The following is a 24,491-nucleotide window of genomic DNA, read 5'->3' on the forward strand; positions in this document are numbered from 1 at the left end:
TCTTATTTATCGTTTAATGCAGTAACACCTGGAAGCTCTTTGCCTTCCATAAATTCAAGTGAAGCGCCGCCGCCTGTAGAAATATGGCTCATCTGATCAGCAAGACCAAACTTCTCAACAGCTGCTGCTGAGTCTCCACCGCCAATGACAGAATATGTATCTTTTGCTTCTGCCAGTGCTTCTGCGATTGCTTTTGTTCCTTTAGCGAATGCATCAATTTCAAATACACCCATTGGTCCGTTCCAGACAACAAGTTTGCTGTTTTTAATGACATCAGCATACTTCTCTCTTGTCTCTGTTCCAATATCAAGTGCTTCTAGATCACTTGGAATTTCAGAGATTGGCACAATGCTTGTATTCGCATCATTTGAAAAGTCGTCGGCTACCAGAACATCTGTTGGAATCAGGAAGTTCACGCCTTTTTCTTTTGCACGGTCCATAAAGGATTTCGCTAAATCTACTTTGTCTTCTTCTAATAAAGATTTTCCTACTTCGTGGCCAAGTGCTTTCACAAATGTGTAAGCAAGTCCGCCGCCGATGATGAGGTTGTCCACTTTATCCAGAAGACTTTCAATCACACCGATTTTATCCTTTACTTTTGCACCACCGATAATCGCTGTAAATGGACGATCAGGGTTTGAAATGGCTTTTCCTAGAACCTCAAGCTCTTTTTGCATGAGGAAGCCCGAAACAGCCGGAAGATATGCTGCAATACCAGCAGTGGATGCATGTGCACGGTGTGCAGCACCGAACGCATCATTGACATACACATCGGCTAAATCAGCAAATGCTTTTGATAATTCAGGATCGTTCTTTTCTTCACCAGGATAGAAACGAACGTTTTCAAGCACTAGCACATCTCCTTCTTTTAAGTCAGAGATTTGCTTTTTCACGTTGTCTCCGTAAGCTTCATCCGCTTTTTTCACTTCTTGTCCAAGAAGCTCTTGCAGACGTTTTGCCACAGGTGTCAGACGCAGTTCTTCAGTAACTTGACCCTTCGGACGACCCAAATGACTAGCTAGCAGTACCTTTGCGCCTTGTCCTGTTAAATACTCAATCGTTGGTAATGCTGCGCGAATACGAGTATCATCCGTCACTTCTCCGTCTTTCATTGGAACGTTAAAATCTACGCGGCAGAACACAACTTTACCTTTTACGTCAATGTCTTTTACTGATTTCTTATTCATGCTCGTCAGGAGATCCTCCTTTATTCTGGTTTCCTTACGCATTGGACAAGTCTCTCTTTATCCTTTTCCCATTTTGCCCTCATCAAAACGAGAAATCGTGCAGAACGGATAAAAACAGAGAAAAAGGGAAAGGGATGCTTCCCCTTCCCTTGTCCGTCTTCATTATATCGTGTCTCTAGGAAAGAACCAAGTGAGTTCCTTCAGTGTGAGAAATTAAAGACCTTGTTTTGCAATGTAAGCTGCAAGGTCAACAACGCGGTGAGAATATCCACTCTCGTTATCGTACCAAGAAATGACTTTCACCATGCTGCCTTCCATCACCATTGTAGAAAGAGCATCGATTGTTGAAGAGTTTGCATTACCATTGTAGTCACCAGATACTAATGGCTCTTCGCTGTAGCCAAGGATTCCATTAAGTTCTCCTTCAGCTGCTTCTTTAAGTGCTGCATTTACATCTTCAGCTGTTACATCTTGGTTTAATTCAGCCACAAGGTCAACTAAAGAAACGTTAGGTGTTGGAACACGCATAGCGCCACCGTTTAATTTACCTTTAAGTTCAGGCAATACAAGTGAAACAGCTTTCGCAGCACCTGTAGAAGTTGGGATGATGTTTTCCGCAGCTGCACGAGCACGACGGTAGTCTTTGTGCGGAAGATCAAGAATTTGTTGGTCATTTGTGTATGAGTGAACAGTTGTCATCATACCGCGTTTGATACCAAATTTATCGTTAAGTACTTTTGCAAATGGAGCTAAGCAGTTTGTTGTACAAGATGCATTAGAGATGACATCGTGGCTAGCTGCATCGTATTTGTCTTCGTTTACACCCATAACGATTGTGATATCTTCTTCGTTAGCAGGGGCAGAGATGATGACTTTTTTAGCGCCAGCTTCTAAGTGTTTTGCAGCGTCTGCACGTTTTGTGAAGAATCCAGTAGATTCAACAACGATTTCTACGCCTTGTTTACCCCAGCTTAATTTCGCAGGGTCACGCTCAGCTGATACTTCGATTGTTTTACCGTTCACTACTAAGTTTGTACCGTCTACAGAAACCTCTGCATCTAGTTTTCCGTGAACAGAGTCATATTGTAAAAGGTGTGCAAGCATGTTAGCGTCTGTTAGATCGTTAACCGCTACTACCTCAACTTCAGGATTGTTTAATGCTGCACGAAATACGTTACGTCCAATACGTCCAAATCCGTTAATACCGACTTTTACTGCCATGATGTTTCCTCCTTTTATAGGTAACAATGTTTTATATTGAGGGATCAATTGACTCCCTTAATAACTCTTTTGCGGCTCCTTCGTCTGTGACGAGAACCGTTCGGCGGGGTTTTTTGAAATAAGCTTCAATGGCCCCTGCCTTTGATGATCCACCTGCAACAGCAATGATGTGTGGAATGCTTTCTAAATCATCTAGCTGCATGCCGACGGAGTGCACTTTGTGGACGACCTCACCATCACGATTAAAGTAATAGCCAAAGGCCTCTGTCACTGCGTCATGCTCATCAATCTTTTTTAAATCTTCAGCTGGTGTATTTCGTCTCATCGCCATTGTTTTTGCTTCACCGATCCCATGAATGAGCATCGTGGATGATTTAATCGTTTGAAGCACTTCTTTGACTGACGGCTCTTCAATAATAGAAGAGTAAGCACCTTCTGACAGCTGCCCTGGAACAAACAGCAGTTTGTAAGTACCGGAAGCTTTTTCAGCCATGTGGGCACAAATGGTGTTTGCCTGATTTTTTACATTCTCCCCAAGACCGCCTCTCGCAGGGACAAACATCATGCCTCTGTTTTTGGCATCAGGGGTCATCATTTCGGCAACGGCTTCCATCGTCGTTCCGCCAGTGACGGCGACGATATTATTTCCAGTAAACCTTTTTTTCATACATTGGACAGCAGCTCTTCCCATTTCTTGCTTCACCCACGGGGATTCGTCACTGTCACCAGAAACGATGATGACTTCTTCTAGGCCTAACTTCCTCTTTAATGTATTTTCCAAAAAGGTTAAACCTAAAACGTCCTTCATCATTCCTTCAAGCATTTCAAGCAAAGCGTGGCCTTCACTCGTCAGCATCATGCCGCTCGTTTTGACATCCAGCAGGTTTTGTTCTTTTAGAAACTGAACTTCAGCTCTTAAGATGCGCTCACTGAGACCTAGGCTCGTCGCAAGGCTTCTGCGGCCGATTGGTTCAGCTAACCTGATGTATTGCAAAATGTCGTAGCGTTTTTGCATAACGATGAGAAGATCTGGCAATAATTTTTTTTGAGCTTCCAATAAACGATTCATGGCTAACGACCCTTTCTTTTCACGTTGGACTAAAAACGTCCCACTGTGACAAAAAACGTCCCGCCACAGCCAAAAAAAATCAATCCCTGCTTTCTTTAATTATTTTAACAGGATAATCTTGCATTTTCAACTCTTACAAACACATTTAGACAAAAAATAGACACATTTTCACCGATAACCTGCTTGTCATCAAGGTTCTTGCTATGATATTTCTTTTCAAAATATTTATTTTCTTCTATATTCAATGAATTCACCATTGAAAATGTGCATGCGTGTGAGATCCGCATGCACATTTTGTTGATATAGTTGGTCTTTTATGTTTTTGGGATGGTTCCTTCCTCTTCAGCGAAACGCTTTGCCTCTTCCTTCGGTTTGATTTTGAAATAATAAATGATGTAGCAGACAGCCATGAACGGAACGCCGCAATAAAGGCCAATCCGCTGATCCTCAATAAAGAATAGGCTGATGAGAACGATGCCAAATGCGATGAAGCCTGCCAATGGCACAAATGGATAGAGCGGTGTACGGAAGACGAGATCCTTTACATCTCTACCCGCTTTTATGAATTGTTTTCTAAAGAAATACTGAGACAAACAAATGGACATCCACACCACAACTAGAACCATTCCGGAAATCGAAATGAGCCACACATACACCGTTTTTGGTGCCACAACACTTGTGAGCAGGGATAAAGCGGATACACCCATTGTCACCAATAATGCATTGATCGGGATTTTACGCTTGGACAGCTTTTTCGTAAAGCCAGGTCCTTTCCCGTCCTTTGAAAGCGACCAAAGCATACGTGATGATGCATATAATCCAGAGTTTGCTACAGATAAGACAGCTGTGATGATAATAAAATTCATGATATCTGCAGCATATGGGATGCCGACCTTGTCCAGCACGACCACAAACGGACTGTCAACAGTGCCTGCTGTCTGCCATGGAAGAAGCGCGGCAAGAACCGCAATTGATAAAACGAAAAAGACCATCGTTCTCCAAATAATATTCCGTATCGATCGAGGCAATGTTTTTTCAGGGCTTTCACTCTCACCTGCTGCAATCCCTACAAGTTCTGTTCCTTGAAAGGAGAAATTGACCGTGACCATGGTTAATAAAATAGCAAAAACACCATTAGGAAATAGTCCGCCATGATCCGTCAAATGACGAAATAAAGGGGCTGGTTCTCCGCCTTTTAGATGAATCATTCCGAAAATTGCGCCAATTCCGATGATAATAAACAATAGGATGGCTGCAACCTTAATGGCTGAAAACCAAAATTCTGTTTCAGCGAAGCTGCGAGCTGAGATGGCATTCACGGCAAATAATATCACGCTAAATGCTAGGCACCAGAGCCAAACCGGGATATCTGGGAACCACCTTTGGAGCAATATGCCTGCTGACGTAAACTCCAGTCCAATCGTACACGCCCAGCTAAACCAATACAGCCAGCCGATCATAAAGCCTGTGGACGGGCCTATATATTTGGTTGCATACTCCTGAAAGGAACCGGCTGTCGGCATCGCCACTGCTAATTCTCCAAGACACAGCATGACCAAATACATTAACAGTCCGCCAATGATAAACGATAGAATGGCTCCGCCAGGTCCTGCCTGATGGATAATCAATCCTGATCCAAGGAAAAGGCCCGTACCGATGACGCCGCCTAAGGCAATCATAAAGAGATGTCTGCTTTTCATGGAACGCTCTAGTTCATTATGCTGTTCTTGCTTCAAATCCACTTCCCCACTTTCTTTCTTCTATTCATCATCCTTTGACAAAATTCGCTGTTCGTTGAAAAAGAAAGGGAGAAAGTGAAGGTTCCTCCCCCTTTGGCTTTTAGGCTTGAAACAGTGCTTCAATATGACCAATTGCCCAGTCTAAATCTTCTTTTGAAATGGTCAGCGGCGGGGCAAAACGGATAACTGTCTCATGGGTTTCTTTACATAACAATCCTGCTTGCTTCAGCTTTTCACAATAAGGTCTAGCTGCCTCTGTCAGCTCCATTCCTATAAATAATCCGCGGCCGCGCACTTCCTTAATCACAGGGCTTTGAATGCGTGATAGTTTGTCTTTGAAGTATTCGCCAAGCTCCATGGAACGGGCTGCAAGTTTTTCGTCGATTAAAACATCCAGTGCAGCAAGCGACACCGCACACGCAAGAGGATTTCCTCCGAAGGTAGACCCATGAGAACCAGGGTTAAACACGCCTAATATATCGCGGTTTGCTACGACACACGAGATTGGAAAGACGCCGCCGCCTAAAGCTTTCCCGAGGATCAGCATATCTGGCTCAATGTCTTCCCAGTCACACGCAAACATCTTACCTGTTCGTGCTAACCCCACTTGAATCTCATCCGCAATGAACAGCACATGTTCTTTCTCACAAAGCGCCTTGGCATCTTTCAAGAAGCCTTCTGGCGGCATGACAATTCCTGCTTCTCCTTGAATGGGCTCAATGAGGAAAGCCGCTGTCTGTGGTGTGATAGCTTCACGTAACGCTTCAATATCTCCGTAAGGAATCAATTTTATTCCGGGAAGCATTGGACCGAAGCCTCTTTGGTATTCTGCTTCAGAGGAAAGAGACACAGCCGTCATCGTTCTCCCATGGAAATTGCCAACACACGCAATGATTTCTGCACGATTCTCTTCGATTCCCTTAACATCATAGCCCCAGCGTCTTGCTGCTTTTACAGCGGTTTCTACAGCCTCAGCACCAGTATTCATTGGCAGTGCCATGTCTTTATTCGTCAGTTTGCAAATTTTTTCATACCAAGGACCAAGCTGATCATTATGAAAAGCTCTCGACGTGAGTGTCACACGGTCTGCCTGTTTTTTGAGCGCTTCAATAATGCGGGGATGGCGATGTCCTTGGTTCACTGCGGAATACGCACTGAGCATATCCATATATCGATTGCCTTCAGGGTCTGTCACCCACACTCCCTCAGCCTCTGAAATCACAATTGGCAGCGGATGATAGTTTGCCGCTCCATATTGTTCTGTTTGTTGAATCAATTCATTTGTCTGTGTCATCATCTATTCCTCCTTCTGTAAGGTAGCTTCTTTCAATTGGGTTCATCTTCATCCATATGTTATGCAAGGATCGTGCCAACTTTCTGACTGCTTGATCATGAGGGTCTACCTCATTATTTACGCAAAATTTCTTTGCGCATGCCAAATTTTTTAGAGGAAAACGCAAAATTTTTCATGTAAAATAGAGGTAACGTCAGGAGGTGGCACAAGTGAAAAAAGATCTGCATGCCGCAAAGCTTGAAAATGAGATTGATTTGTATAAACAAATGCTCGATTTAATTGATGTCGGGGTTCATGCAATTGACGAGAATGGCCATACGGTTGTTTATAATAAAAAAATGATGGAGATTGAGTCTTTAAAACGCTCTGATGTTCTCCATAAAAATGTACTCGACTTCTTCACCTTTCAAGATGAGATGCACAGTACACTTGTCCAAGCGCTTCGTACCGGGAAACAAACCGTTCATGCCAAGCAGACGTATCATAATTACAACGGAAAAGAAATCACAACGATTAACCATACATACCCGCTCGTTCGAGACGGCCTCATTCAAGGGGCAGTTGAAATTTCAAATGATGTGACCAAGCTGGAACGGCTGATTCATCACAATATGAAGAAAAAAGGAAGCACACGCTTTACCTTTGATTCCATTATTGGACAAAGCCCTGCATTTTTAGAGGTGATTGAACATGCGAAACGAGCGACACGCACCTCTTCTTATGTGCTCATTGTTGGCGAAACAGGGACTGGGAAAGAACTGTTTGCTCAAAGCATTCATAACGGCAGCAGCCGGTCATCTGGACCATTTATTACCCAAAATTGTGCAGCACTGCCTGATAATCTGATTGAAAGTCTGCTCTTTGGTACACAAAAAGGGGCTTTTACGGGGGCAACTGATCAGCCTGGTTTATTTGAACAGGCGCAAGGAGGAACATTGCTTTTAGATGAGATCAACTCATTAAATCCTCCTCTTCAAGCAAAACTGCTGCGCGTCTTACAGGAGAAACGCGTGAGAAGGCTAGGCAGCACAAAAGAAATCGCTGTTGATGTAAGAGTCATTGCCAATATGAATGAGGACCCTGTTGATGCGATCGCAGGTGGACGCATGCGCAAGGATTTATTTTATCGGCTCGGTATTGTCACCTTATTTATCCCGCCGCTTTCTGAGCGAAAAGAGGACATTCCTACGTTTGTGAATCATTTTATTCAAAAATATAATGAGCTGTTTCAAATGAAGGTGAAGACGGCTGACGAAGAGGTACTTGCCCTTTTCCAAGCGTATCATTGGCCAGGCAATGTAAGAGAACTGGAGCATGTGATTGAGGCGGGGATGAATATGATGATGGATGAAGACGACTTAAGCATGCATCACCTTCCCTATCATTTTAGATTTAAGCACGGGGAAGGCCGTCCTAAGGCGCAATTGCAAACAAATTCTCTGCAGCAAACCGCAGCTGCTGACACCTTTGTCTATACAAGCCCAGAACAGACGACTGATTTCCAAACCCAAATGGAGCGATTCGAAAAACAATACATCGTCCATTACTTAGAAAAAATGGACGATAATATTTCACAGACTGCAAAGTTATTGGGCATGAGCAGGCAAAGTCTGCAATATCGAATGAAAAAGCTACATATTTCTCGTCAATAATAGAGCTGTGCCATCATTCGGCACAGCTTATTGTGTATCTGACTGTTCTGCTGTTTTTTGCAGCACATCACCGAGCAGATTTTCTACATTTTTCAAATGCGTAAGCATTGCTTTCTCTGCTTCTTCTGGCTGCCTTGCCATGACGGCTTTGTAAATTTGTTCATGTTCTTCGTAAAGCTGCCGAATGGAGGCTTTCGTTGAGAATAATACGACTTTTCTCGTTTCCCGCATCGTTTCTACTAACAAGGTTGAGACTTGATTCATTAACACCTTTAATACATCATTCTTCGAGGCTTTGGCTAAGGCGAGATGGAAGGTGAGATCTGCCTCTTCACCAATTTCTTCATGTGCTTCTGCCAGCTTCATTTGTTCGAGTGCATCACGCAGCTGATGAAGGTCATCGTCCGTCCGAAGCAGCGCCGCCTTTTTAACAGCACCTGTTTCAATGATGGTTCTCACTTCAAGGAGCTGCCTGACATCATGCTGCTTCATTAAAAATGCAGGAGATAAAGAAAATGCGAGCTGTTCAGGATCGAACTGCTTCACATACGTGCCTTCCCCTTGCTTCATCTCTATTAATCCGATCGCTTTGAGAGCAGACAGCGCCTCTCTTACAGCGGAACGGCTGACTTGAAAGCTTTCTGAGAGCGCTTGAACCGAATCTAATTTTTCCCCCGGAAGAAGCTCACCTGTACGAATGAATTCGATTAATGCATCCGCAATTTCTTCATATATTTTTTTGGTTTTGATTTGTTTATATTTCAATTGGTCTCACCTCATCACTGTTGTCTATCCTTATCGGCTCATGCCCTATCTTATACTTTACCCCAAAATTTCCGTTCAGACGTCTCCCCGATTTAATTTTCAAAAAATCTTCTGTGTGCCTTGCTTTCAACAAAAAAGAAGCACCTGCCCTATTTCTGGCAAGTACTTCTTTTTAATCATGGCGCTTCCGCAGTGTAGATGATGGAAGATTCATTTGTTCACGATATTTCGCAATGGTTCTCCGCGACACACGGATACCAAAGGTTTGCTGAAGCTGCGTCATCATTTGCTGATCTGAATACGGTTTTTTCTTATTTTCCGTTTGGATCAGCTCTGCGATGTGCGTCTTGACTGTGTAGCTGGACGCCTCTTCCAGCGAAGGTCCTTCTAGTTTTGCTTGGAAAAATTGTTTCATTTCCATGAGACCATAAGGGGTTTGCACCATTTTCCCTTTCACCGTTCGGCTGACTGTTGACTCATGCACTTGCAATATATCTGCGATTCGCTTCATCGTAAGCGGTTTCATTTTATGTTTCCCTGTAAGGAAAAAATCTGTCTGATGGAAGATAATCTCACGAACGACATGGGTCATCGTTTGTTTTCTTTGCTTCAGCGCTTGGACAAGCCAATTGTATTGCTGCTCTTTTTCCTTTAGATACACATATGCTTCATGCCGCTTCTGGTCTTGAATCATGGCGAAGTATCCTTCATTCATTTCAACGTCTGGAAAAGCGCGCTGATTCAGCTCAAATGTGATGTGGTCCTGCACGACAGTAATCGTCACATCTGGCTCTATATACACAGGGTCCTCTTCATATGAGAAATGTATGCCCGGTCTTGGTTCCAGCTGCGACACCTCATCTTGTACCGCTTGAAGTGTTTTCATTGAAACGCCTGTTTTCGCCGCGATTTCCTTCCAAGCCTTTCTTGCAAAGAGAAAGAAGTGCTCGTCGATGATCAGCTCGGCTTCATACCAGCGCTCCTTTTTTCTTCTCAGCTGAAGCAGAATGCATTCTTGTAATGATCTTGCGCCAATACCGGCAGGCTCTAGCGATTGAAGCTGATGAAGGACGGCTTCTACTTCTTCAGCTGGCACCTCTAAGACAGCTGCCATCTCGTCAACCGGTTCATTTAAATAGCCATTGGAATCAATGGACTCGATCATAAAGTCAAAGATCCTTTGATTCTTTTCACTTAGATTCAAATCAATAGCTTGTTTCTTTAAATACATTTGCAGGCTTTCTTTTTGATGCGTTCGATACGGCTCTGTCATTCGATCTTGAGATTTTTTATGATAAACTGGTTGATAGCTGTCCGTGTCTTTCCGCTCAATCAGAGGGTTCTCAAGCGCTAACTGGTCAAGATACTCGCCAAGCTCAGCGCTATTCAGCTGGAGCAGCGTAATGGCCTGCCTGAGTTCTTGTGTGAGCACCTGCTTTAATACTTGTTCTTGTTGCAGATTAAGGCTCATTGTCTCCCCTCCCTCTCATCATTTTACATGAAGATTGACGGACCGTATATACGAAATAGGAGTGATTCCCATGTCTGAACTTTTTTCCGTTCCATACTTTGTTGACAACTTGAAACAGCACATCGCCATGAATCAAAATGAAGACAAGATTCATGCCATGAATGCCTATTACCGCTCAGTGGTGTCCACACTTGTACAAGACCAGCTGACCAAAAACGCTGTGGTCTTGAAGCGTATTCAGCATCTTGATGAAGCATATCAAAAAGTGAAAAAAGAAAGCGAATGAATGAACGAAAAAGAGCACCCTTTGTCATGATGGCAAAGGGTGTTTTTCATTTGCGAAAAGCTTCTGATCCAGCCTTGATTTGTACATCATCAAAAAGCCAGACCGTCCGGTAGTATAGATGATAAAGGCAAACCATATTCCGTGATTGTGCCAAATAGGCGTGACCGCTGCTTGAACAACGATAAACAAGATCATCGCAAACAGCATCGAATTTCTGACAGGGGCAATTTCTGTCGCACCTGTAAATACGCCGTATATGACCAAACCGAAACAAGCGGCAAACGGATAGAGAACGAGCCAGTCTGCATAGCCTAATGTCACATCAAGAAGCCGGGGAAGATTTGTAAACAAGCTCAAGATCGGCTCTTTTAAGAGAAAATAAACCGACGCAATGACGCATGCCATGACAAGTGCCCACTGTCTCGAAAGAGTTAAAGTTCTTTCATAAAGGGTACGGTCATTTGCACCAACTGATCTGCCCACAAGGATGCTGGATGCATTGGCAAAACCATCGAACAAATAAGCCATGATGTAGTGAATTTGAAATAAGATGGCATTGGCCGCCAGCATCTCTGTTCCAAAAGAAGCACCTTTTGCTGTAAACATGTTAATCACCACTAGCAGACAAATCGTCCGAATAAACAAATCTTTATTCACATGAAACATTTTCTGAACTGCCTGTGTATCCATGATTTTCTTAAGAGAAGGTATCTGGAACCCGTTTTTTGAATGCTTCATGATGATCCATGCGCCTAGCACAAAGGCGGTTAATTCAGATATCAATGTCGCAGCCGCCACCCCTTTGACTGCAAACGAAAACACATGAACAAGCAGAAGGGCAAGGACCATATTCATGACATTGATCAAGATTTGTAAAGAGAGGGCTTCTTTCATTTTTGCCATTCCCATCAGCCACCCTAATATCACATAATTCATCAAGGTAAACGGGGCACCCCAAATACGAATATGAAAATAATCTGCTGCAAATTGCCGGACATCCGCAGCGGGAGAAATCACTAGAAAAGCAGATTGAATAATTGGCCATTGCAGGGCAATAAAACAAAGGCCGACAATGATGGCGATTAAAAAAGGTCTTAGAAAAGCAAGTACGCCCTGCTCCTCACTCTGCGCCCCGTTTGCCTGGGCGGCAAAAGCAGATGTACTCACCCGCAAAAAACCAAAGAGCCAATATAGTGTACTGAAAATGAGACTGCCAACCGCGACGCCTCCAATATAAGCGGGATTGGCGAGCTGACCGACAACTGCTGTATCAACAGCTCCAAGTAATGGGGTGGTCATCGTTGAGATGGTTAAAGGAATGGCCAAAGCTAAATACGCTCGATGGTTCACGATGCCACCTGCCTTTCATGAAAAATAGCCTCTTCTAAAAGAGGCGTTGATGAAATGAAGATTTACCGAACCGGCCTGCCAATTGTTCGGGACAAAGGATGGTCTGCGAGCATTGCATCTCTCATTTTCTGCACCGCTGTCTCTTCTGATGAAAAGAAATCATCCTTTGATTGAAATTGAGCAACAAGTTCACCTTGATCCAATATCGCCAATTGATCACTTACATGATAGGCTGCCGTCATATCATGTGTAATAAATAAGTAAGCGACACCCAGTTCCTTCTTTAATTCTACTAATAAATCTAAAATGACAGCCTGTGTAACCATGTCTAAGCTGCTGACGGATTCATCCAGTACGACGAGCTTTGGCTGCAGCAATAAGGCTCTTGCGATGTTGATCCTTTGCAGCTGGCCGCCGCTGAATTGATGCGGATATTTAGACAAGTCCTTTTCACTGAGCCCGACTCTTTCCAGCCAGTGAATCAACACGTTTTTGCGTTCTTGTCGGCCCATAGCTTCATAGTTTTCAAGCGGCTCGGATAAAATTTGTTCGACTGTCCACCTTGGATTCACCGCCGAATATGAATCTTGAAACACCGCTTGCACATGCCGGCGATAATGTTTGCGTGTTCGCTGATCTGCACAATATATATCCTGCCCTTCAAAAAGGACCTGACCGGCTCTTGGTTTCTCTAGACCAAGTATGATGCGGCCTAGTGTACTTTTCCCTGCGCCGCTTTGCCCCAGCAATGCGAGGCATGTGCCTTCTTCAATGATTAAATTGACGCCGCTTAAGACTTGGTCTGCGCCTTTTTTTCTCATCAGAAACGACCGGCTGTTGTATGAATGACTAACTGCTTTCACTTCTAATAAATGCAAGGGCCTTCTCACCTCAAATCGGGCAAACAGCTGGGATGGATGGACGAGCTGCTAATAGTTTCTTTGTATAATCATGCTTCGGGTTTTCAAAAAGCTCAAGCACTTCTGCCTTTTCAACCATTTCTCCTTGTCTCATGACGACAACCTGATCTGCCATTTCTGCAATGACGCCAAGATCGTGAGTAATGAGCAAAATGGCAGTTCCATACTCATGACGAATTTGGTTTAGGTGCTCAAGCACCAGCTTCTGCGTGTGTACATCTAAAGCAGTTGTTGGTTCATCTGTTATGAGAAGAGGCGGGTGCATGCAGGCAGCCATGGCAATCATGACACGCTGCAGCATGCCGCCGCTTAGTTCAAAGGGATACTTGTTTAACAGCTTATCTGGCTGCGGCAGATTCATCTGCGCTAACGCATCCATTGCCTTCGCTCGTGCCTGCCTTTTACTGACAGCGGTATGCCGGCGGATGGTTTCAATCAGCTGATGACCGATCGTCCATACTGGTGTAAAGCTGTTCATTGGATTTTGCATAATATATGAGATGTCTTTGCCCCGAATAGAGCGCATATCCTTTTCACTCATACCGATCAATTCTCGTCCTTGTAATGTGATGCTGCCAGTGACTTCCGTTGTTTTCGGGTCAAGCATATGTAAGATCGACATACTTGTCACCGTTTTCCCGCAGCCGCTCTCACCTATTAATCCAACGATTTGACCACGCCCTACTTCAAACGATACGTCCTGAATAAGAGAGGTTGTCCCATGAGGCGTTTTCGTCTGCACATGCAGGTTCTCTATTTGTAAAATGGACTCTTGCACATCGATCATTCCTTTACACACGGCGTTTGATACCATATTTCTCTGAGAGGGCCTCTCCTAGTAAATTAAAGAGGACCACGACAGCCATGATCACAAGACCTGGGTACAGCATCAACTGAGGATTCGTTTGAATGTACGACTTCCCTTCATGGATCATCGCCCCCCATTCAGGCATAGGAGGCTGAACGCCTAATCCGAGAAAGGACATCGCAGAAATGTCCATAATCGCCCAGCCCATTTCGAGTGTACCTATGACCGCGAGTGGCGGCAGGACATTTGGAATCATATGCTTTCTCATGATGTTCCAGTGGGACGTCCCGCTGATTTTTGCGGCAGCAATAAAGTTCTGTTCTTTTAAACTCAGCACCATTCCTCGAAAGACGCGAGCATAGTATACCCATTGTACCAGCATCAAGGCAAGCACTACTTGAGAAAGTCCAGGACCGAAGATGCCGACTAATCCAAGAATCAGCACCAGGTTCGGGAATGCCATGATCCCGTCACAGATTCTCATCAAGACGTGATCGATCCAGCCGCCTTTGTAACCTGACAACAAACCAACGATTAACCCAATCAATAAAGAAGAGAGAAAGATTAATAACGCACAGCCTAGTGAAACACGTGCACCATATAAAATTCGAGATAAATTGCATCGGCCTAATTGATCTGTCCCAAGAGGATACTCCCACGAAGACCCCTTTAGCTTCATCGCTAGATTGACAGCCGCCGGATCATGTGGAGCGATCCACGGTGCACATACTGTCACAATCAGCAATAGACCAAGGAGCACCACACAGATCGAGATCATCTTTTGATGAGAGAAGAGATATTTTCCTTTTGTCATCATGGCTGGCGGCCTTCCTTTCTGGAAATACGGGGGTCAATGATCAGCTGGAGCAAGTCCACAATCAAGCTGCTCAAGATAAAGATACATGCTGCCATGAGGACATAGAATTGAATGACCGGCAGATCCCGGTTAAAGATCGCTTCAATAAAGAAGCGCCCAAACCCCGGCCATGAAAAAACCGCCTCTACGATAATGGTTCCTGTCAGCAGCTTGCCAAGATTCACCCCAAGCCCTGTCAGCATTGGCGATATCGCGATTCTCAATACATGCTTGAACATGATCGACCGTTCCTTTAGTCCTCTGATTCTCGCATATTGAACAAAAGGCTCTTGAAGCGCCTCACTCACACTTGATCGTAATAGCCTTGTATACGTAGCAATTAAAGGGACGGCCAGTGTGATCGACGGCAGGATGAGATGCTCCCATGTTCCGACCCCTTCAACTGGTAAAAGATCGAGCTTCACTGAAAAAAAGAAGATGAGCAAATACCCCAAGACAAACGTCGGGATAGATGCTCCTAAAAAAGAAATAAGCCGGCTCATATGATCAACGACGCCATTTTTCCTCATGCCGCTGAAAAAGCCGAGCGGAATGCTGACACAAATAGCTATCAGCAGACTAGTCAGCGCCAATTGAATCGTCGCTGGTATTCTATAGATCACCTCATTGAGCACAGGCTGGTTCGACATATACGACTGGCCAAAATCAAGGTGAATGACTTTTTCAATGGTGTGAAGATACTGCATATAAAACGGTTGGTCTAAACCAAATTCATTTCGTTTTTGCGCTAAAATTTCATCCGTAGGCTGGATATGAGCCGCTGCTAAATATGCCTCAGCCGGGTCAACTGGTGAAAGGTGAATCATACCAGTCGTAAAAAGTGTGGCTAATAAAAATACAGGGATGATTGATAGCATGCGTTTGACGATATAGCGGCCCATTTCCTTACCTTCCTTCTATTACTTCAGCTTAATGCCTGTGAATGGATGTTCATCACGATTTGCTGGGAACTCAAAGTCCTTCACATTTTTTTGATAAACGGCTGTCTTTTTAAAATAAGAGATTGGCACAATCGCCCCTTGATCCTGTAATGAAGATAACACAGACGAATAAAGTGCTTTTCGTTTGTTTTCATTGGTTGTTGATGGAATTTCGCTCATTTCTTTGATCAGCTTGTCCTTATTTGGATAGGCTGAGATGGCTTCTTTGAATCCAAAACCATCTGATGAGACGACGTTCATAAATGTATGCGGATCATAAGGCGCTCCGTAGTTGCTAAAGAAGTTCATATCAAATTTGTTGGCTTTAAAGCGCTGCACCTGTGTTGCCAGCTCCACACCTTCAAGTTTGACGCCAACGCCAATGGCTCCCCATTCTGCTTGAAGCGTCTCAGCCATCGCTTTTTGAATCGATTCTGCTGAGTCATACATCATACTAAATTCAAGCGCTTTTCCATCTTTTTCACGAACGGTTTTTCCTTTTGGAAGTGTCCAGCCTGCTTCATCCAGCAATGCTTTCGCTTTGTCTACATCATACTGGAAAGACTTCACCTTAATATCAGATGTGTAAGGCATGTTGGTCGGCAATATGTGATCTGCTTCATCCTCTAAGCCAGAGGTGACACCTTCTACCATTGATTTCTTATTAATAGCATATTGAAGGGCATGACGCACTTTCTCATCTGACAGCTGATCCACTTTTGTGTTCATGACAAGCTGTCTCGTTGCTACAGGCTCTGACATTTTTGTTTCATACTTGCCGCTCGCCTCTAGCTGTTTGTAGGCATCAAGGCTAATGGTTCCTTCTCCGTAAAGGACATCTACATCGCCTTTTTCAAATGCCATGACTCTCGTTTCCGCATCTGGGATCACCTTGACTTTGATTTCTTTAACCTTTGGTTTTTCTCCCCAATAATGATCATTTCGTTCGAAAATGGCATAGTCATCTTTTTGATATGTTTTTAATACCCAAGGGCCTGTCCCCACTGGTTTTTCAATCCCTTTTGACGTATCTCCGTTTTTAGGGAAGCCTGCTTCTCCTAAGAAACGAACCGGGCGGACAACTGCTAATTCTTGAACAGTTGGATAATATGGCTCTGTTAATGTGAGTTTAAACGTTTTCTTGTCTACTGCTTCTGTCTTTTTGATTTTTTTTATAACACCTAACCAGCTATGTATATCCTTGTTTTTTAAGATGGAATCAAAGTTCTTTTTCACAATGTTAGCATTAAACTCAGATCCATCTGAGAACGTCACATTGTCTCTTAAATGAAAAGTATACACCTTGCCATCCTTTGAAACATCCCATGATTTCGCTAATTCAGGTTTTAGCTTTCCATTCTTTTGATAGCTGACCAATGGCTCATAAATCATTGATTGTGCAAACAATTGCGATGGGTTGTATACGTGCGGATTCATTTCGCCAATATCTCTCGGCCAAGCCATCGTGATCATGTCAGGATGATCCTTGTTTCCTTCTGCTCCATTGTTTGCTTGAGAGCAGCCTACTAATAAAAAGATTAGCAGGAAAGGTAATACTGTATTTATTTTAATTTTCGGAAAAAATTTACTCCAAATAGACATAAGATGTTCCTCCTAATTGACGCTGATAATCATTTTCATTTTAAGGAGGAAGGACCCCTTTGTCAATATCATATTTAAAACGAATTGACAATACATATACCTATTTATTCCATTAATTGATGAATTTGATAGAAAGAGAGACAGGCTGCTTACGAATGAGCAGCCTGTGAAGAGGTGAATGTTTTTTCTCGCAGGGCATTACGAAGTGTGTCAATGATACGATCCTGTTCAGCTTCTGTCATACTTGTTCCAGAGGGGAGACAAAGCCCTGTTTCAAATAACAACTCAGATACGGGAGTGCCTTTCGCTGCTGAATAAAAAGGACAATTACGAAAGAGCGGCTGCTGGTGCAGCGGCTTCCATACACGCCTTGCTTCGATCTGTTCTTTTTCTAGTGCAGCAATGATGTCCACTGGAGACGTTCTCTTATCACGATCAATAGTCAATGTCGTCAGCCAGCGGTTGGACTTGGTGCCTTGATATTCTGGCATGAAATACAGGCCCTCTACCTTAGATAAAGCATCCTGATAACGCTTGAAAATGCGTCGCTTCTGTTCAACACGCTCGTCCAATATTTCCATCTGAGCAATCCCGACGCCTGCTAGCAGGTTGCTCATGCGATAGTTGTATCCTATCTCTTGATGCTCATAATGCATGGCGCGTTCTCTAGCCTGTGAAGCGAGAAAGCGGCAGCGTTCGATCGCAGCTTCATCATCACTCACAAGCATACCGCCACCTGATGTTGTAATGATTTTATTTCCATTAAACGAATAGACACCGAACCTGCCCATTGAGCCGCTTTTTTTCCCTTTATATAGAGCACCTAACGATTCAGCCGCATCCTCAATGACTGGTACATCATATGCTTCACACAACGCCAGAATCTCGTCCATTTTTGCGCTTTGTCCATATAAATGCACGACAATAACAGCACGGGGTCTTTTTCCAAGTCGTTTTGATTCCACAAAGGCTTTCTCTAAAGCAAGCGGGCACATATTCCATGTATCTCTTTCAGAATCAATAAAAACGGGTGTGGCTTGTTCGTATAAGATCGGATTTGCAGTTGCAACAAATGTGAGGGTGGAACAAAAGACAATGTCACCTTTTTGAACGCCAATAAGCTTTAATGCAAGGTGAATTGCTGCTGTTCCAGAAGATAAAGCCGCTCCTGCATTCACTCCTGCATAGCGTGCGACTGCCTGCTCAAATTCATTCACAAGAGGTCCAAGCGGTGCAATCCAGTTACTCTTGAAAGCTTCCTCTATTTTCAGATACTCTTTTCCGCTCATATGCGGTGGTGATAAGTAAATTCGTTTCCTTTCTTGCATCATTTCCCACCTTCTCTCCGATCTTTGATTTCTATTGCAGGAATGCCTACAGCGACTTTCTGATCGTGTATATCTTTTGTTACTGCGGCTCCTGCGCCAATGATTGTCCAGCTTCCGATCGATATCCTGGGTATCACAACAGCACCTGCCCCAATATGGGTACCCATTCGTACAGACACACAGCCAGTTAACACTGCTCCTGGTGATAGGTGCACAAACGATTCGAGTATACAGTCATGCTCTACGATAGATCCTGTGTTGATAATCGCATGTTCACCGATTGCTGCATCTGCTTGAACCACTGCTCTTGCCATCACGACAGTTCCCCCTCCAATCACCGCTGATGGACTTATGACCGCCTCTGGATGGATGAGTGTGGCAAACGCCTTGTTTTCAAATGAGAGGCGTTCCTTTACTAGCTGTCTCATCTCATTTTGCCCAATAGCAATCAGCCATTTCATATGAGGCATTGTCTCTCTCAGCTGTTGACTCATGGAGATCGGTCCATACAAGATGCCGCTTTGAGTGGCCTCCTCTTCAAATTGATCATCTAATACGGCACATAATGAGTAATCGGGATGTGCAACAATCATTTCCTGAATGACTTTGCTATGCCCGCCAGCACCAATTAAACCTATGGGTTGCTCTTTACATATCGGTTCCTTTGAATTTTTCAGCTGTGGCATGATGCGGCTGCTGCACCCCCTCTGTTTTGATGACTTTCAGCAAGGTCATCCATAAAATTTTCATATCCAGCCAAAACGTTTGATGCTCGACATACCAGAGGTCATAGGTGAATTTCTCCTCCCAGGAGATCGTGTTCCTTCCATTCACCTGTGCCCATCCAGTAATGCCAGGCTTTACAAGATGGCGCCTTGCTTGCTCCTCTGTATACATCGGCAGATACTCCATCAGAAGAGGCCTTGGTCCAACGAGACTGAGCTCTCCTTTTAGGACATTGACTAATTGCGGCAATTCATCAAGACTGAGCTTGCGAATCAAGGCGCCGGTTTTTGTTAATCGAAGATGATCTGGCAGGAGCCCTCCGTGCTCGTCGCGTTCATCGGTCATCGTCCGAAATTTATATAGCATAAATGGCCGGCCATACAGACCAGGCCGCTTCTGCCGAAACAACACAGGCGTCCCAATTTTCCACCGAATCAGCCCATAAATCAGAAGAAAAAGAAGACTGCCTGCGATGAGCAGCGTCAATGCCACCATCACATCTAACATTCTTTTCATCATTAAATCTCCTTATCTCACTAGCGGGAAACAGCTTGTTTTACCTTATGCACCAGCTGCTGCCGCTCTCGTTTTGTTCCTGCAAATTGATACAAGTAGCCCATATAGAGAATGAAACAAAGACCACCAATACAAAACAGCTCCAACCATGAGTTCACGTCATAAAACGCCTGAATCCCTGCACAGACGCCCCAAATCATGAGTGCTCCTGCAAGTGGAACCAATGTATGTTTGTAAAAGATGGTGCGTTTCTGATTCGTGATGCGGGCCGTATAAAATGGCAGAAACACGATATTTTTCATCAATAAAACTATCGCTCCTGCTGATGCAATGCCATATAAGCCAAGCTGAAGCATATGAGTCAATCCATAGGCAAAAATCACATTGGATACTCCTAATATGAGCGTGACCACCGCTGGAACTTTCAATCGATTAAAAGCGGTCGGCACATATGTCAGCGGTAAAAACATCAAGGTCAAACATAAATAAGCTGCATGAATCATGAGAAGCCATTTCAGCTCTTCAAAGGCAGGTCCAAGCCATAAAAGCATGAGCGGACCGGCGAGCCCTCCTAGTAGAGCGGCTGGGAACGCGACAAATAAACCGCTCCATTTAATGGCACTGGCTGCATATTGGATGAGACCTTCTTCATCTTGATTCGAGTAAAATTTCGTGATCGTTGGGGCAAATACAACCGCCAGTGTCCCTGCGAGTGTGCGTAATAATAATGGGAATTGTAAAATCGCCGCATACTGTCCCGTCGCTTCCGCTCCAATGAGCAGGTTGGTCATCAATAAGTCAATTTGTAAAAACAACAAAATTCCCATTTGCTCAAAAGAATGCCAGACCCCTGATCGAACAAGTGTGAGACTAGAAGATAATGAGACGTGCCGCCACTTAAACGAAAACCAAGGAATGAGTTTTTTAAAATAATAGATACCGATTCCCATAGCCGCCAAGCTTCCTATGACGGCCGCAAGCGGAATATGCCAGATGGCTGGTGCCGTCCATGTAAACAGCATCATAATCATAAATGCCCTCAAAAACATCTGAATGGACTGACCAACACTTGATACATATAACTTATTCGCATAAAACGGCGCAGCCCCAATGCCGGACATGACAAAATTGAGCATAAATAAAAGACCCCCTAATATAAAGGCGGTCTGTGTGTCTTTTGCGAGATAATCAGGCACATGAAGCCACTCTACCAGCTGACGGGACATGAACAGACAAAACAGAAAAAGACTGATCGATAAAAAAATGGAACTAACGAAATAAGATGAGAGATAGCGCTGCGCCTTCTCCATTTCTCCTTTATGAGCCGCCACAGAAAAAAAGCGCACAACAACAGCACTTAATGAAGCCGTAATAACCGATAAATAGTTGATCATATTTTGCGTCAGATGGATTAAGCCGAATGCTTCCACTCCAAGTGTATGAACGATGTACGGTGTTAAACAAACAGACATAAGCATCATCAAGACAAACGTCATGAAGTTTGCACTGGCATTGTAAAGAAACGCTCGATTCATTTTGTTTTCACGCAGCGTTTAAAAGCTTTCATCCAGCTTCCTCTCCCTTTTGTCCGCTCGTTTTCATCAGCTGATGAATCGCCTCTTTCACAGCCGCCTCATTCGGTTCTTTCAATAGCGTCAAAAACGGAAGATGAGCCACCCATTCATACCCTTCCATCACCTTATGATCAAACGACCTGAGGACAACACACGGTGTTTGCGTAATCGCACAAAAAATCATGCCGTGAAGCCGGTCTGTCACGACGACCTGAGCCTTACTTAACTCTGTCCATAAGGCAGATAATTCATCTAGGCGAGTCGTTCGATCAACTCGTTTGCCAATTGTCGTTGTAATCAAACCGACTTGATCATACGTCTCTTGAATATGCTGCTTTAGCTGCCGCCGCTCCTTTTCAGTGAGATACGCTTCCTTATCCTCTCGCAAACAAAGTAGAACCCCTTCACGTTTTTGTTCCTTAGTCGATTCATCTAATGTCAGCACCATATCAGGCTGTTTCCACACATTTTGATCAGGGAAGTGCTGCTTCATCCAGGTATAGGTTGTTTGATCTCTTGCCATGAGAAGCAACCTTGGATGGTGTTTGTATGTTTGAATAGCGCGGCGTTCCTCTCTTTTTCCTCTCTTTGTTTCTGTAAAATGGGCAGTAGCCGGCAATTGAATCACCGGATAGGACTTGAAGGTTTTCATGATAAATTGTCTCGTCCATTCTTCATAACGGTATAAGTCCCCCATATTGCCCCCACCGATGATACAGACGATGTCTTCTGGGTGCCGCATACGCTTTAACGGACGGGCGAGGCGATAGATCTCTTTCATGTCCACTTCCATGATGTCATAAGCGGGAAAGTGCTCTTTTAAAAAACAATAACTCGCATAGGCAATCGCATGATCCCCTAAATTATCATGCCCCGGCAGCAGCGTGAGAATGATTTTCTTCTGATGACTCAGCTCTGGCAGGCTTTGGCGGCTCAGTCGATATTCAAGTGGATATTTAACCTTTAAGAGCAGCCACTCTGCGGCGTGCGCCTTCAATTGCTGCAATGTCAATCTCATCACCCCTATTTCCTTGTTTGATATTCGATCCATTTTTGATAGCTTGAAGCGGCGGCAGAAAGCGGATAAACCAACCGGCACTTAGCAAGGAATAAAATCATTCGCTTTCGAGCGGTGAGCTTCGATGGTTCCACTTGTTTGACGGCATACAGAAAGGCCTCGTGTGTCACCATTTCCCGCATGTGATCAAGCTTTTCCCGAATAGAGAGGGCATTTTGGCTCTTCCATTCGTTGAGCATACAATGAAGAGTATGATTGACAATAAAAAAATCAAGTGCCTTCTCATACAGAGAGATGTCATCATATTCTTTCAAAAACAAGCGCTGCGCATGATAAAAGGTCAGTCCATGATGAAAATACTGCTTCTGATATCGCTGCACAATAGATGACAGATGAACCCTGTAGTAATAAAGAGGTTCATGAACAAAGGCGATGCTGCGTGATAAAGAAAAACAGCGCAGCGTCACATATTGATCTTCTATGTTCTCAAGTTCCCCCCGCAGCGGAAATCGAATGTGATGTTCTTCGATAAAGGCACGCCGATACAGCTTATTCCATGAAAACCCCGTGATGTCTCCGTGCAATAACGCTTCAATTAAACTCGTCTTTTCGGCTGATCGCTCGGCTAACAGCGTTGTTGGTATGGTTCGCTTTGACTGTTCAAATTGAATCCAGTACTCACTGACAACAAGATCTGCGCCGGTCATTTCAGCTTTTTCATACAAGGCTTCACAGTAATGAGGCGCGAGAATATCATCTGAATCAATAAAGGCGATATACGTCCCTTTTGCTTCTTCGATGCCCCGGTTCCTCACAGCGCCTAACCCTTGATTGGTTTGATGAATGACCCGAAAGCGCTGATCTTGCGCAGCAAACGCTTCAAGATATTCTCCGCTGTGATCCGTCGATCCATCATTCACGAGAATCACCTCTATATCTGAAAAACTTTGATCTGCAATTGATTGAAGGCATTGCTCCACATATTGACTCGTATTGTAGACTGCGACCAATAGACTGATAGCTGGCATTACAACATGCCCCACCTTTCTCCAAATCTACTTTGTAAATATCGTCCTGTACGGTAAAACAGATGAATCGAACGGCATCAGCATGATGCTGTACAGAATATAGCAAACAGCAATCCCTACATAGATAAAGACATTAGACCGCTGATCAAAAATACGGGTGAAATATGGCAGTAAAATGAGCTGATACAAGCCAAAATAAATATGAAATCTTGCATAAATGACATCCTTTGTAGCAAGGATGCCAAACAAGAAACCGAGCAAACAAAAATTCACAACGTAATCACTCTCAGGCGTCAGCTCACGAAGTCGTTTTCGATAAAGGAAAGCAAGCAAAAGCGGCAAAACCAACACACCAATTTTTGTCACATTCATTCCATTCGTATTCGTTGTGAGCCATTCCTCGTAATGCCCATATGAACTGCCTTGCAGCATCACGACAAACACGGAAACAAAGCGGTCATAAAGAGCGGTTAACCCTAAGAAAATCATGCATAAAACCAGCATCATCCAAGACCACGATTTTGTTCTCACGATAAAATACACAGGAATCATGATGAGAGCCGATGAATGAAACAATGAACATACGAGGACAAGCGGAAAATACAATTTCCACTGACCATTGATCACAAGACGGATGGCATAAAAAAGAACCGCAGCCACCATATACTGACGCATGCCATTAAACGAAGCGTAATAATGAAAAGTGCCGAGAAAAAGCAGCATACTCAGCTCAAAGGGACGGCCATATTGAACGAGCGTCTTGATGATAAAAAAATAGGTGATCGCCCCAACCGAGATATACATGATTTGCGGATCACGGGACAGTTGATTGAGCATCCATAAAATAAACGTAAATCCTGGGTCAGTGGCCGCCTTGTCCACACCAAGTCCGAATATATGCCAAGGCTTTTCATAATTGACGGAGAACTCATACATCTGTCCATATGTGACAAAATCGGTTCCTACTTTGTACCGAATACCAGCGACAATACAAAGAAACAAAAACGGAAATAACACCAGAATCTTGTTAGGCCGCCATCCGCTTTGAATGGTATCATCACGCCTGCCGTAAAATGCGGCAAAGCTCGACCATAAATAGACCATGATCATGTTCACCAAATAAACCGCCATCTGCCATTC

22 protein-coding genes are annotated in these 24,491 nt (G+C 43.9%); 2 read left to right on the top strand and 20 right to left on the bottom strand.

Annotation, left to right across the window (positions count from 1 at the left end; all coding sequences use genetic code 11):
• Positions 1-2: 2 nt before the first annotated feature.
• The 5 genes from C6Y02_RS01540 to C6Y02_RS01560 form a co-directional block, all read right to left on the bottom strand.
• Positions 3-1,187 carry a phosphoglycerate kinase gene (locus tag C6Y02_RS01540; protein WP_034660025.1) on the bottom strand — a complete coding sequence of 395 codons (1,185 nt, stop codon included), beginning with the start codon at positions 1,185-1,187 and terminating at the stop codon, positions 3-5.
• A gap of 213 nt (positions 1,188-1,400) precedes the next feature.
• A complete protein-coding gene (gene gap / locus C6Y02_RS01545) occupies positions 1,401-2,408 on the bottom strand; it encodes a type I glyceraldehyde-3-phosphate dehydrogenase (RefSeq protein WP_012011304.1) in 1,008 nt (335 codons plus the stop codon).
• A gap of 31 nt (positions 2,409-2,439) precedes the next feature.
• On the bottom strand, positions 2,440-3,477 hold the full coding sequence (locus C6Y02_RS01550) for a sugar-binding transcriptional regulator (RefSeq protein WP_106030512.1): 1,038 nt from the start codon (positions 3,475-3,477) through the stop codon (positions 2,440-2,442).
• A 314-nt stretch (positions 3,478-3,791) separates the two neighbouring features.
• Positions 3,792-5,177, bottom strand: a complete 1,386-nt coding sequence (locus C6Y02_RS01555; RefSeq protein WP_223256484.1) for an amino acid permease — start codon at positions 5,175-5,177, stop codon at positions 3,792-3,794.
• A 139-nt stretch (positions 5,178-5,316) separates the two neighbouring features.
• Positions 5,317-6,510: an ornithine--oxo-acid transaminase gene (locus C6Y02_RS01560; RefSeq protein WP_066030356.1), complete on the bottom strand. Its 1,194-nt coding sequence runs from the start codon at positions 6,508-6,510 to the stop codon at positions 5,317-5,319.
• Between the two features lie 209 nt (positions 6,511-6,719).
• On the opposite strand from C6Y02_RS01560, the gene C6Y02_RS01565 reads away from it, so the two are divergent.
• The gene (locus C6Y02_RS01565) at positions 6,720-8,162 is read left to right on the top strand and encodes a sigma-54 interaction domain-containing protein (RefSeq protein ID WP_106030514.1); all 1,443 of its coding nucleotides are present in this window, start codon (positions 6,720-6,722) and stop codon (positions 8,160-8,162) included.
• Positions 8,163-8,189: 27 nt separating this feature from the next.
• Here the strand turns inward: C6Y02_RS01565 and C6Y02_RS01570 are convergent, their stop codons facing one another.
• The gene (locus C6Y02_RS01570) at positions 8,190-8,927 is read right to left on the bottom strand and encodes a FadR/GntR family transcriptional regulator (RefSeq protein ID WP_060597329.1); all 738 of its coding nucleotides are present in this window, start codon (positions 8,925-8,927) and stop codon (positions 8,190-8,192) included.
• 172 nt (positions 8,928-9,099) lie between these two features.
• Positions 9,100-10,398: an RNA polymerase factor sigma-54 gene (gene rpoN / locus C6Y02_RS01575; protein ID WP_066030354.1), complete on the bottom strand. Its 1,299-nt coding sequence runs from the start codon at positions 10,396-10,398 to the stop codon at positions 9,100-9,102.
• 70 nt (positions 10,399-10,468) lie between these two features.
• On the opposite strand from rpoN, the gene yvfG reads away from it, so the two are divergent.
• A complete protein-coding gene (gene yvfG, locus C6Y02_RS01580) occupies positions 10,469-10,684 on the top strand; it encodes a protein YvfG (RefSeq protein WP_003213121.1) in 216 nt (71 codons plus the stop codon).
• A 24-nt stretch (positions 10,685-10,708) separates the two neighbouring features.
• On the opposite strand, the gene C6Y02_RS01585 is transcribed toward yvfG, so the two are convergent.
• The 13 genes from C6Y02_RS01585 to C6Y02_RS01645 form a co-directional block, all read right to left on the bottom strand.
• Complete coding sequence (locus tag C6Y02_RS01585) at positions 10,709-12,034, bottom strand: MATE family efflux transporter (protein ID WP_106030515.1); 1,326 nt, start codon at positions 12,032-12,034, stop codon at positions 10,709-10,711.
• A gap of 62 nt (positions 12,035-12,096) precedes the next feature.
• Positions 12,097-12,912 (bottom strand): ABC transporter ATP-binding protein, encoded by an 816-nt coding sequence (locus tag C6Y02_RS01590; protein WP_060597331.1) that lies wholly within the window; start codon positions 12,910-12,912, stop codon positions 12,097-12,099.
• Positions 12,913-12,925: 13 nt separating this feature from the next.
• Positions 12,926-13,741, bottom strand: coding sequence for an ABC transporter ATP-binding protein (locus C6Y02_RS01595; RefSeq protein WP_189318227.1), 816 nt, complete (start codon positions 13,739-13,741; stop codon positions 12,926-12,928).
• Positions 13,742-13,745: 4 nt separating this feature from the next.
• Positions 13,746-14,579, bottom strand: a complete 834-nt coding sequence (gene nikC, locus C6Y02_RS01600; protein WP_034660032.1) for a nickel ABC transporter permease subunit NikC — start codon at positions 14,577-14,579, stop codon at positions 13,746-13,748.
• Positions 14,576-15,520 carry a nickel ABC transporter permease subunit NikB gene (gene nikB, locus C6Y02_RS01605; RefSeq protein WP_066030350.1) on the bottom strand — a complete coding sequence of 315 codons (945 nt, stop codon included), beginning with the start codon at positions 15,518-15,520 and terminating at the stop codon, positions 14,576-14,578. The genes nikC and nikB overlap by 4 nt, the downstream gene beginning before the upstream one ends.
• A gap of 18 nt (positions 15,521-15,538) precedes the next feature.
• On the bottom strand, positions 15,539-17,161 hold the full coding sequence (gene nikA / locus C6Y02_RS01610; RefSeq protein ID WP_060597333.1) for a nickel ABC transporter substrate-binding protein: 1,623 nt from the start codon (positions 17,159-17,161) through the stop codon (positions 15,539-15,541).
• A 149-nt stretch (positions 17,162-17,310) separates the two neighbouring features.
• Positions 17,311-18,489: a DegT/DnrJ/EryC1/StrS family aminotransferase gene (locus tag C6Y02_RS01615; protein ID WP_106030516.1), complete on the bottom strand. Its 1,179-nt coding sequence runs from the start codon at positions 18,487-18,489 to the stop codon at positions 17,311-17,313.
• Positions 18,489-19,175, bottom strand: a complete 687-nt coding sequence (locus C6Y02_RS01620; RefSeq protein WP_106030517.1) for an acetyltransferase — start codon at positions 19,173-19,175, stop codon at positions 18,489-18,491. The genes C6Y02_RS01615 and C6Y02_RS01620 overlap by 1 nt, the downstream gene beginning before the upstream one ends.
• Complete coding sequence (locus C6Y02_RS01625; protein ID WP_060597336.1) at positions 19,138-19,731, bottom strand: sugar transferase; 594 nt, start codon at positions 19,729-19,731, stop codon at positions 19,138-19,140. The genes C6Y02_RS01620 and C6Y02_RS01625 overlap by 38 nt, the downstream gene beginning before the upstream one ends.
• A gap of 20 nt (positions 19,732-19,751) precedes the next feature.
• Positions 19,752-21,266, bottom strand: coding sequence for an MATE family efflux transporter (locus C6Y02_RS01630; protein WP_106030519.1), 1,515 nt, complete (start codon positions 21,264-21,266; stop codon positions 19,752-19,754).
• 28 nt (positions 21,267-21,294) lie between these two features.
• The gene (locus tag C6Y02_RS01635; RefSeq protein ID WP_106030520.1) at positions 21,295-22,323 is read right to left on the bottom strand and encodes a polysaccharide pyruvyl transferase family protein; all 1,029 of its coding nucleotides are present in this window, start codon (positions 22,321-22,323) and stop codon (positions 21,295-21,297) included.
• Between the two features lie 5 nt (positions 22,324-22,328).
• Positions 22,329-23,351, bottom strand: a complete 1,023-nt coding sequence (locus C6Y02_RS01640; RefSeq protein ID WP_060597338.1) for a glycosyltransferase family 2 protein — start codon at positions 23,349-23,351, stop codon at positions 22,329-22,331.
• A gap of 27 nt (positions 23,352-23,378) precedes the next feature.
• Positions 23,379-24,482: an EpsG family protein gene (locus C6Y02_RS01645; RefSeq protein WP_106030521.1), complete on the bottom strand. Its 1,104-nt coding sequence runs from the start codon at positions 24,480-24,482 to the stop codon at positions 23,379-23,381.
• Positions 24,483-24,491 lie beyond the last annotated feature (9 nt).

The sequence above is a fragment of the Bacillus sp. NMCC4 genome (genome assembly GCF_002998555.1).
In the GTDB taxonomy this organism is placed as follows: domain Bacteria; phylum Bacillota; class Bacilli; order Bacillales; family Bacillaceae; genus Bacillus.